Below are 8,968 nucleotides of genomic sequence, written 5' to 3'. Positions count from 1 at the left end.
GACGCGAACGTGCCGGTGAACGTGAACCTGCGCACGTACGCGGGGCCGGAGGGGCGCTTCTGCCCGGCGGCGGTGTACGAGTTCGTGAAGAACGACGACGGCAGCGATCGCCTGGTGATCAACGCGCAGAACTGCGTGCACTGCAAGACCTGCGACATCAAGGACCCGACGCAGAACATCGTGTGGGTCACGCCGGAAGGCGGCGGCGGGCCGAATTACCCGAACATGTAACGCAAACGCATCCCCGCGCCTGTGGGCGCGAACGAACCGGAGTGAGACGATGAGCAATGCAGCGAAGGAAGTCGTGGTGGTGAGCGGTGTCCGTACCGCGATCGGCGATTTCGGCGGGAGCCTGAAGGATTTCTCGCCGACCGATCTCGGTGCGAAGGTCGTGAGCGAAGTGCTGTCGCGCGCGAACGTGTCGGGCGATGCGGTCGGGCATGTCGTGTTCGGCCACGTCGTGAACACCGAACCGAAGGACATGTATCTCGCGCGCGTCGCGGCGATCAACGGCGGCGTCGCGCAGCACACGCCGGCGCTGACCGTGAACCGCCTGTGCGGCTCGGGCCTGCAGGCGATCGTGTCGGCCGCGCAGACGATCATGCTCGGCGACGCCGACGTCGCGATCGGCGGCGGTTCGGAGAGCATGAGCCGCGCGCCGTATACCGTGCCGGCCGCGCGCTTCGGCCAGCGCATGGGCGACGCCAAGCTCGTCGACATGATGCTCGGCGCGCTGCACGACCCGTTCCAGACGATCCACATGGGCGTGACGGCCGAGAACGTCGCACGCAAGTACGGCATCTCGCGTGACGCGCAGGATGCGCTGGCGCTCGAATCGCATCGTCGCGCGGCGCGCGCGATCGCGGAAGGGCGCTTCAAGGACCAGATCCTGCCCATCTCGATCCGCACGAAGAAGGGCGAGGTCGCGTTCGACACCGACGAGCACGTGCGTCACGACGCCGGCCCGGACGACTTCACGAAGCTGAAGCCGGTGTTCGTGAAGGAAGACGGCACGGTGACGGCCGGCAACGCGTCGGGGATCAACGACGCGGCCGCCGCGGTGCTGATGATGAGCGCGGATGCCGCGCGCGCGCAGGGCGTGAAGCCGCTCGCGCGTCTCGTCGCGTACGCGCATGCGGGCGTCGATCCGGCGTACATGGGCATCGGCCCGGTGCCGGCCACACAGAAGGCGCTCGAGCGCGCGGGCCTGAAGATCACCGATCTCGACGTGATCGAGGCGAACGAGGCGTTCGCCGCGCAGGCGTGCGCGGTCACGCAGGAGCTCGGCCTCGATCCGGCCAAGGTCAACCCGAACGGCTCGGGCATTTCGCTCGGTCACCCGATCGGCGCGACGGGCGCATTGATCACGGTCAAGGCGCTGTACGAGCTGAAGCGCATCGGCGGGCGTTACGCGCTCGTGACGATGTGTATCGGCGGCGGCCAGGGCATTGCGGCGATCTTCGAGAACATCTGATAATCGACCGCTCAGCACCCGAATACACAGGAATCGTCATGGCTATCGAAACAGTCGGCGTCGTAGGCGCCGGAACCATGGGCAACGGCATCGCGCAAACCGCCGCCGTTGCAGGACTCAACGTCGTGATGATCGACGTCAGCGATGCGGCGCTCGACAAGGGCGTCGCCGCACTGAAGGGCAGCCTCGAGCGGCTCGTGTCGAAGGACAAGCTCGACGCCGCCGCACGCGACGCCGCGCTGGCGCGCATCACGACGTCGACCGATTACGCGAAGCTCGCCGCGGTCGACATCGTGATCGAGGCCGCGACCGAGAACGTCGAGCTGAAGAGCCGCATCCTGAAGCAGATCGAGTCGGTCGCGCGGCCCGACGCGATCATCGCGACCAATACGTCGTCGATCTCGATCACGTCGCTCGCGGCGCTGCTCGCCGATCCGTCGCGCTTCGTCGGCATGCACTTCTTCAATCCGGTGCCGCTGATGCCGCTCGTCGAGATCATCCGCGGGCTGCAGACGAGCGACGCGACCGCGTCGGCGGTGCGTGCGCTGACCGAGCGTTTCGACAAGTCGCCGATCGGCGTGCGCAACGCGCCGGGCTTCGTCGTGAACCGGATCCTCGTGCCGATGATCAACGAAGCGTTCTTCGTGCTGGCCGAAGGCATCGCGTCGGCCGAGGAGATCGACGCGGGGATGAAGCTCGGCGCGAACCATCCGATCGGGCCGCTCGCGCTGGCCGATCTCGTCGGGCTCGACGTGTGCCTCGCGGTGATGGACGTGTTCCTGAAGGACTTCGGCGACACGAAGTATCGTGCGTGCCCGCTGCTGCGCGAGATGGTGTCGGCCGGGCGGCTGGGGAGGAAGACGGGGCGCGGGGTGTACGACTACAGCAAGTAAGCGGCACGTCGGTGCCTCTTCGCGCGGCCGCCTTCGGGCGGCCGCGTGCTTTGCACGGCCCGCTTACGCATCCAGCACCGCCAGATCCCGCGGCAAGGTCCGCTTGAACATCGCGAGCAGTTGCCTGGCCGCCTTCGGCGGCAACGTGATCGCATGCCGCACGGCCGCCGCGATCTGGATCATCATCAGCTCCGCGAATGCGCTCCGTTGCGCGCGCGTCGTGTCGGGCGCTACGTCTCCCAGCGCATCTGCGAGCAGGCCGGCCAGGAACGCCCCGTCCGCCCGGTCGAGTGCCTGCAGCGCGCGGTCGGCCTGCGTCGCGCGCCAGATGTCGCGCATCAGCGGCTCGTCGACGAACATCCGGTAATAGCTGTCCGTGATACGCGCGAGCGTGCCGTGCAGGTCGTCGATCGTCTTCATCCCGGCGAGGTCGCGCCGCACGCAATCGTGCCCGACCGCGTTGTAGCGCTCCGCGAGCGTGCCGATCACGGCCGCCTTGTCCGGAAAGTACTGGTACAGCGAACCGAACGAGATGCCCGTGCGCTCGACGATGTCGCTCATCCGGAACGCATCGCACCCGTTCTCGATCATCACCTCCGACGCGCACGCGAGGATGCGTTCGAACCGCTCGCGGCTGCGCTGCTGCGTCGGCACGAGCCGCGTGCGGGCCGGCGCGTCGGCCGCCGCTGCCGCTTCATCGCTGCCGTTCTGCCTCGATTTCTGTCGGGCCATGCCGTCTCCGGAAAAACTTGACGTTGCTAATGCGAGAGTCTATCGTTTTTTTAAAAACGCGAGAATATCTCGTATTTCTGAGAGGGAAGGAGACGCACATGCCGGCATATCCCATCGTCATCGTCATCGTCGGCGGCTCGGGCAAGACGGCCGCGACCGGAGTGGGGAGCGCACGATCATGATCGCGTTCCTGACTTCCGCGTTGCTGTGGGGTTCGGCGATCGGCTGCGGGCTGATGGCCGGCGTCTATTTCGCGTTCTCGACCTTCGTGATGACGTCGCTCGCGCGAATCGCGCCGCAGGCGGGCGTAGCGGCAATGAATGCGATCAACGTCGACATTGTCCGTTCACCGTTCATGCCGCTGTTCCTTGGCACGACGCTGATGGCGCTCGCGCTGGTCGCGATCGCGCTGCTCGATCGCGACCAGCCGGGTGCGATGGCGGCACTTGCGGGCGGCGTGTTCTATCTGTTCGGGATGTTCGCGGTGACGATGGCCGTCAACGTGCCGCTCAACGATGCGCTTGCCGCCGCCGATCCGGCCACCGCGCAGGGCGCGGCGCAGTGGGCGCGCTACGTGCACGACTGGACGCGGTGGAATCACGTGCGCACGGTGGCATCGGCCGCGGCTTGCGTGTCGTTCATCGCGGGGGTTGCGGCACGGTAATGACCTCGTCGAACGCCGGCTCTCACTGTCCGATAGCCGGCTCGACGGCCATTTTCGCCGTCGAATGTCCGTCTTATCGGTAGTTTCCCTTACGTCCCTCCGTCGGGATTTTCCCCTAGCGCGGCCTTCCACGCGCCGCGCACGCCGCATCGGCGCAATCCCCGCCCAATCCCGCACAGCCGCGCCGGTATTGGCTTGCGCGTCATTCGCACCATTCCGCGCCATTCGTGCTTTTTCGCACGTTTTCGATGCATTACCAAAGGTATGGAAAAGCGCACAGAAAATGTATCTGGAACGACGAAATTGGATTGATACGCTGCAATCACTGAATCAGCGCCGTCAACCAAGCGAGAGCGGCATCGACCTCGGCAGCAAGCGGGCAATCGATGGCGACACGTGCGAAGTTCGCGGTTTCCGTTACCAGTTAGTCGGGATGACAGAATGGCCCCAAATCTGACGTTTGCACCGGGCGACGTACTTCCCCCCGGAGCAATCCACACCGACGGTGCGCCGTCGATCGCCCGGTCGAGTACCGCGACCGGAACCGACATCCTGACCGTCAAGCACCTGTCGAAGATTTTCGGTCCGAAGCCCGAGCGTGCAATCGAGATGATGAAGCGCGGCATCGGGCGCAACGAGATCTTCGCCGAAACCGGCAACATGGTGGCGGTCGACGACGTGAGCCTGAGCGTGCGGGCCGGCGAGATCTTCGTGATCATGGGCCTGTCGGGCTCCGGCAAATCGACGCTGGTGCGACTGCTCAACCGCCTGATCGAGCCGACGTCCGGGCAGGTGGTGCTCGAAGGCCGCGACATCGCACCGATGTCGACGCCGGAACTGCGCGACGTTCGGCGCCAGAAGATGGCGATGGTGTTCCAGTCGTTCGCACTGCTGCCGAACCGGACCGTGATCGACAACATCGCATACGGGCTCGAGGTCGCGGGGATCAAGAAGGCGCAGCGCTACGAAGTTGCGCGTGCCGCGCTGGAGCGCGTCGGCCTGGGTTCGTACGAGAAGCTGCTGCCGAGCGAGTTGTCCGGCGGCATGCAGCAGCGCGTGGGCCTGGCCCGCGCGCTGGCGGTGAATCCGTCGGTCCTGCTGATGGACGAGGCATTCTCCGCGCTCGATCCGCTGATCCGCTTCGAAATGCAGAACGAACTGCTGCGCCTGCAGAAGGAAGAGCAGCGCACGATCGTGTTCATTTCCCACGACATCGAGGAAGCGGTGAAGATCGGCGGCCGCATCGGCATCATGAAGGACGGCTGCCTGATCCAGGTCGGTACGCCGGCCGAACTGATCCAGACGCCGGCGGATGCGTACGTGCAGGACTTCTTCCGCAACGTCGACGTGTCGCGCTTCCTGAAGGCATCCAGCATGATGACGAAGGTCGAGCGCGGGCTGCTTCGGTGCGATGCCGGCACGCCGTCCGACCGCTACCTGAACCAGCTGATCGACAGCGGCGCGGAATGCGGTTACGTGTGCGACGAGGCCGGCCACTATCTGGGCTGCGTCACGGCCGCCACGCTGCACCGGTCCGGTACGCGGCCGATCCGCGAGGCATTCATCCATGACTTCAACGCGGTGTCGATCGATACGGATCTTCACCAGCTCGCGTCGATCGCGCTGACCCAGGAGCACGACGTGCCGGTGACGGACGCGGCGGGACAACTGGCGGGCGTCGTGTCCTGCCGGACGATACTCAAGCAGATGATGCAACGGAGGGCAGCATGAATTCGTCGGTGATCGGGAAGTTCGCGGAGAATTTCGTCAACTTTCTGTTTCTGCATTTCCGCGGTGGCTTCGACACCTTCTCGGCGGGGCTCGGCGCGGTGGTGAAGCTGCTCGAGGACGGCCTCGCCGCGGTGCCGTTCATCGCGATGGTCGTGATCCTGGTCGGACTCGCGCTGTGGCGCCGCGGCATCGTGTTCTCGATCTTCGTCGGTCTCGCGCTGCTCGTCATTCACTACATGGGCCTGTGGGCGCAGACGGTCTCGACCCTCGCGCTCGTCACCGCGGCGACGTTCTTCAGCCTCGTGATCGGTGTCCCGCTGGGCATCTGGGGTGCGCGCAACAACCGGATCGGCATGATCCTGCGCTCGCTGCTCGACTTCATGCAGACGATGCCCGCGTTCGTGTACCTGATCCCGGCGGTGATCCTGTTCGGCCTCGGACGCGTGCCGGCGGTGATCGCGACGATCGTGTTCGCGATGCCGCCCGTCGTGCGGCTGACGACGCTCGGCATCCGGCAGGTCCGCGAGGAACTGATCGAGGCCGGCCGCTCGTTCGGCAGCACCGACTGGCAGCTCCTGTGGAAGATCCAGCTGCCGAACGCGCTGCCGTCGATCATGGCCGGCGTGAACCAGACGATCATGATGGCGCTGTCGATGGTGGTGGTCGCGTCGATGATCGGCGCGGGTGGCCTCGGCGAGTACGTGCTGAGCGGCATCCAGCGCCTCGACATCGGGATCGGCTTCGAAGGCGGGCTGGGCGTCGTGCTGCTCGCGATCGTGCTGGATCGGTTGACGGAGAGCTTCGGCGTGAAGGCGAAGAAAAAGAAGGCGCGGCCGGTGGCGCGTGCAGGCAAGGCCGGCCCGCGTGGCGCGGCACGAACCTGACGGAAAGGGCTGTCGCAGGCAGTTGATGGAAGATGAAGCGCCGCGGCCACGGTGCCGCGGCGGAACCGGTGTAGCAGTGCGTGGAGACCAGAAACGCCGATCGAAGGCGTTCCTCATCCTTGAAAGACCTCGCGTGATTAACAAGGAGTACTAGATGAATACCCATACGTTCAAGTCGCTTCTGGCGAAACTTGCGGTGTCGACGGTGGTTGCCTGCAGCGCAGGTGTGGGAGCTGTGTCGGCGGCCGAGCCGGTCAAGATCGCGGTGACCAACTGGGCCGACGTGCTCGCGGTGGCCAATGTCGCGAAGTACGTGCTGGAGACGCAACTGAAGCAACCGGTGCAGTTCGTCCAGGCCGACATCGGCATCCAGTACCAGGGCGTCGCGCGCGGCGATCTCGACATCATGGTCGGCGGCTGGCTGCCGGTCACGCATGCGACGTACTACGCGAAGTACAAGAACGACCTGGATGACGTCGGCATCATCTACACCGGCGGCAGGAACGGCTGGGCGGTCCCGACCTACGTTCCGGAATCGGAACTGTCGTCGATCGCCGACCTGAACAAGCCGGAAGTCAAGAGCAAGCTGAACGGCACGATCCAGGGCATCGAGCCGGGCGGCGGCCTGATGCAGGCGTCCGAGAAGTCCATCAAGGCCTACAGCCTGGACGGCTACAACCTCCAGGCATCGAGCGAGGCCGGCATGCTGGCGAGCGTGTCCCGTGCGTACCAGTCGAAGCAGTGGATCGTCGCGACGGTGTGGAGCCCGCACTGGCTGTTCCAGAAGTGGCAGATGCGCTATCTGAAGGATTCGAAGGGCACGCTGGGCGGTGAAGAGCAGATCCACGCGTTCGCATCGAAGAAGTTCGCCGGCAAGTTCCCGCGCGCCGACGTGTTCTTCAAGCACCTGAAGCTGACGCTGGCCGACGTCGAGGCGATCGAGTTCGAAGGCAACAGCACGAACGATTACGCGACGGCCGCGAAGAAGTTCGTCGATGCGCATCCGGAGAAGCTGAAGACCTGGTTGCAGCAGTAAGGCAGCGCGGCGGTGACGCGGACGACGCGATCGGCGTCGTCCGCGCAAGCCGACGGGGCGTACCGCCCGATGCATACGGCCGGGGCCGCGACGATGGCGCCGGCCTTGCAATGTGCGGTACATGAAGTTCATGCAGCACGTCACGAATCGCGTCGCGGAGTCACCAAGTGAACGAGAACGCCCGCTTTTTTTCCGAAACGCTCCAGAGCCGGGATCCGGTGATCGCATCGGAGATCGCGCTGGAGCTGCGTCGCCAGCAGAGCCAGATCGAACTGATCGCGTCCGAGAACATCGCGTCGGCGGCGGTGCTGGAAGCCCAGGGCACGGTGCTGACGAACAAGTACGCGGAAGGCTATCCGTCCCGGCGGTACTACGGCGGTTGCGACCATGTCGACCGGATCGAGGCGCTCGCGATCGACCGCGCGTGCGCATTGTTCGACGCCGCGCACGCGAACGTCCAGCCGCACTCGGGCGCGCAGGCGAATGGCGCGGTGATGCTCGCGCTCGTCAAGCCGGGCGACACGGTGATGGGCATGTCCCTCGATGCGGGCGGCCATCTCACGCACGGCGCGCGGCCCGCGCTGTCCGGTAAGTGGTTCAACGCGGTGCAGTACGGCGTGAGCCCGGACACGCTGCGCATCGATTACGACGACGTGCGCCGGCTTGCCGAGCGGCATCGCCCGAAGCTGATCATCGCCGGCTACTCGGCGTATCCGCGCGCGCTCGACTTCGCCGTGTTCCGCGAGATCGCGGACAGCGTCGACGCGAAGCTGATGGTCGACATGGCGCACATCGCCGGCATCGTCGCGGCCGGCCGGCATCAGAACCCGGTGCCGTTCGCCGACGTGGTGACGTCCACCACGCACAAGACGCTGCGCGGCCCGCGCGGCGGCTTCATCCTGACGAACCATGCCGAGATCGCGAAGCAGATCAATGCGGCGGTATTTCCGGGGCTGCAGGGCGGCCCGCTGATGCACGTCGTCGCCGGCAAGGCGGTGGCGTTCGCCGAGGCGCTGCGCCCGGAGTTCACCCGCTATATCGACCAGGTGTTGCGCAACGCGCAGACGCTCGCGAGCGTGCTGACGGCCGGTGGCCTGTCGCTCGTCACGGGCGGCACGGACAACCACCTGCTGCTGGTCGACCTGCGTTCGCGACGCATTACCGGCACGCAGGCCGAGAAGGCGCTGGAGCGCGCCGGCATCACCTGCAACAAGAACGGGATTCCGTTCGATACGGAAAACCCGACGGTCACGTCCGGCATCCGGCTCGGCACGCCGGCCGGCACCACGCGCGGCTTCGGACCCGCGCAGTTCGAGCAGATCGGGGAAATGATTCTCGAAGTCCTGGCGGCGCTCAAGCGCGAACCGAGCGGCGACGAAGTGGTCGAGCGGTCGGTGCGGACCCGCGTGCGCGACCTGTGCAGCCAGTTTCCCATTTATGCGCATGCGGAGGCGTTCGCCTGATTCCGGCATCGGTCCGGACCTGGAAAATCGTTCGGATCACGTAGCGAATTGATCGGCGTGGTTGCGCGACTGCCGCGACGCGCCGACGACG

Annotated in this window: 9 protein-coding genes; 8 read left to right on the top strand and 1 reads right to left on the bottom strand. The window is 65.8% G+C overall.

Translation table 11 applies throughout. The features are described from left to right. The 3 genes from DIE23_RS16645 to DIE23_RS16635 all read left to right on the top strand — a co-directional run. Positions 1-231 (top strand): 4Fe-4S dicluster domain-containing protein (locus DIE23_RS16645; protein WP_185646472.1); only part of this gene is annotated, 231 nt, incomplete at its 5' end. Between the two features lie 49 nt (positions 232-280). Continuing rightward, positions 281-1,474 (top strand): beta-ketothiolase BktB, encoded by a 1,194-nt coding sequence (bktB, locus tag DIE23_RS16640; protein WP_124613137.1) that lies wholly within the window; start codon positions 281-283, stop codon positions 1,472-1,474. Between the two features lie 38 nt (positions 1,475-1,512). Further along, a complete protein-coding gene (locus DIE23_RS16635; protein ID WP_124613136.1) occupies positions 1,513-2,367 on the top strand; it encodes a 3-hydroxybutyryl-CoA dehydrogenase in 855 nt (284 codons plus the stop codon). A gap of 63 nt (positions 2,368-2,430) precedes the next feature. Here the strand turns inward: DIE23_RS16635 and DIE23_RS16630 are convergent, their stop codons facing one another. Continuing rightward, entirely contained in the window at positions 2,431-3,099 is a 669-nt protein-coding gene (locus tag DIE23_RS16630; protein ID WP_124613135.1) for a TetR/AcrR family transcriptional regulator, read from the bottom strand. A 178-nt stretch (positions 3,100-3,277) separates the two neighbouring features. Here DIE23_RS16630 and DIE23_RS16625 point away from each other — a divergent pair, with 178 nt between their 5' ends. The 5 genes from DIE23_RS16625 to glyA all read left to right on the top strand — a co-directional run bounded on the left by DIE23_RS16625 (position 3,278) and on the right by glyA (position 8,877). Beyond that, on the top strand, positions 3,278-3,763 hold the full coding sequence (locus DIE23_RS16625) for a DUF1772 domain-containing protein (RefSeq protein ID WP_124613134.1): 486 nt from the start codon (positions 3,278-3,280) through the stop codon (positions 3,761-3,763). A 441-nt stretch (positions 3,764-4,204) separates the two neighbouring features. After that, positions 4,205-5,494: a glycine betaine/L-proline ABC transporter ATP-binding protein gene (locus DIE23_RS16620; protein WP_124613133.1), complete on the top strand. Its 1,290-nt coding sequence runs from the start codon at positions 4,205-4,207 to the stop codon at positions 5,492-5,494. Beyond that, positions 5,491-6,378, top strand: a complete 888-nt coding sequence (locus tag DIE23_RS16615) for a proline/glycine betaine ABC transporter permease (protein ID WP_124613132.1) — start codon at positions 5,491-5,493, stop codon at positions 6,376-6,378. The genes DIE23_RS16620 and DIE23_RS16615 overlap by 4 nt, the downstream gene beginning before the upstream one ends. Positions 6,379-6,532: 154 nt before the next feature. Continuing rightward, a complete protein-coding gene (locus DIE23_RS16610; RefSeq protein ID WP_124613131.1) occupies positions 6,533-7,414 on the top strand; it encodes a glycine betaine ABC transporter substrate-binding protein in 882 nt (293 codons plus the stop codon). A 167-nt stretch (positions 7,415-7,581) separates the two neighbouring features. Then, complete coding sequence (glyA, locus tag DIE23_RS16605) at positions 7,582-8,877, top strand: serine hydroxymethyltransferase (protein ID WP_124613130.1); 1,296 nt, start codon at positions 7,582-7,584, stop codon at positions 8,875-8,877. The last annotated feature ends 91 nt before the right edge of the window (positions 8,878-8,968 follow it).

It is taken from the genome of Burkholderia sp. Bp9143, assembly GCF_003853645.1.
GTDB lineage: Bacteria > Pseudomonadota > Gammaproteobacteria > Burkholderiales > Burkholderiaceae > Burkholderia.
Note: the sequence above shows the minus strand (reverse complement) of the source record. Positions and strands in the feature narration are given on the sequence as shown.

Bases quoted from the DNA above. Each gene is read 5' to 3' on its own strand.
- bktB (WP_124613137.1), top strand. From the start codon at position 281: ATGAGCAATGCAGCGAAGGAAGTCGTGGTGGTGAGCGGTGTCCGTACC.
- DIE23_RS16635 (WP_124613136.1), top strand. From the start codon at position 1,513: ATGGCTATCGAAACAGTCGGCGTCGTAGGCGCCGGAACCATGGGCAAC.
- DIE23_RS16630 (WP_124613135.1), bottom strand. From the start codon at position 3,099: ATGGCCCGACAGAAATCGAGGCAGAACGGCAGCGATGAAGCGGCAGCG.
- DIE23_RS16625 (WP_124613134.1), top strand. From the start codon at position 3,278: ATGATCGCGTTCCTGACTTCCGCGTTGCTGTGGGGTTCGGCGATCGGC.
- DIE23_RS16620 (WP_124613133.1), top strand. From the start codon at position 4,205: ATGGCCCCAAATCTGACGTTTGCACCGGGCGACGTACTTCCCCCCGGA.
- DIE23_RS16615 (WP_124613132.1), top strand. From the start codon at position 5,491: ATGAATTCGTCGGTGATCGGGAAGTTCGCGGAGAATTTCGTCAACTTT.
- DIE23_RS16610 (WP_124613131.1), top strand. From the start codon at position 6,533: ATGAATACCCATACGTTCAAGTCGCTTCTGGCGAAACTTGCGGTGTCG.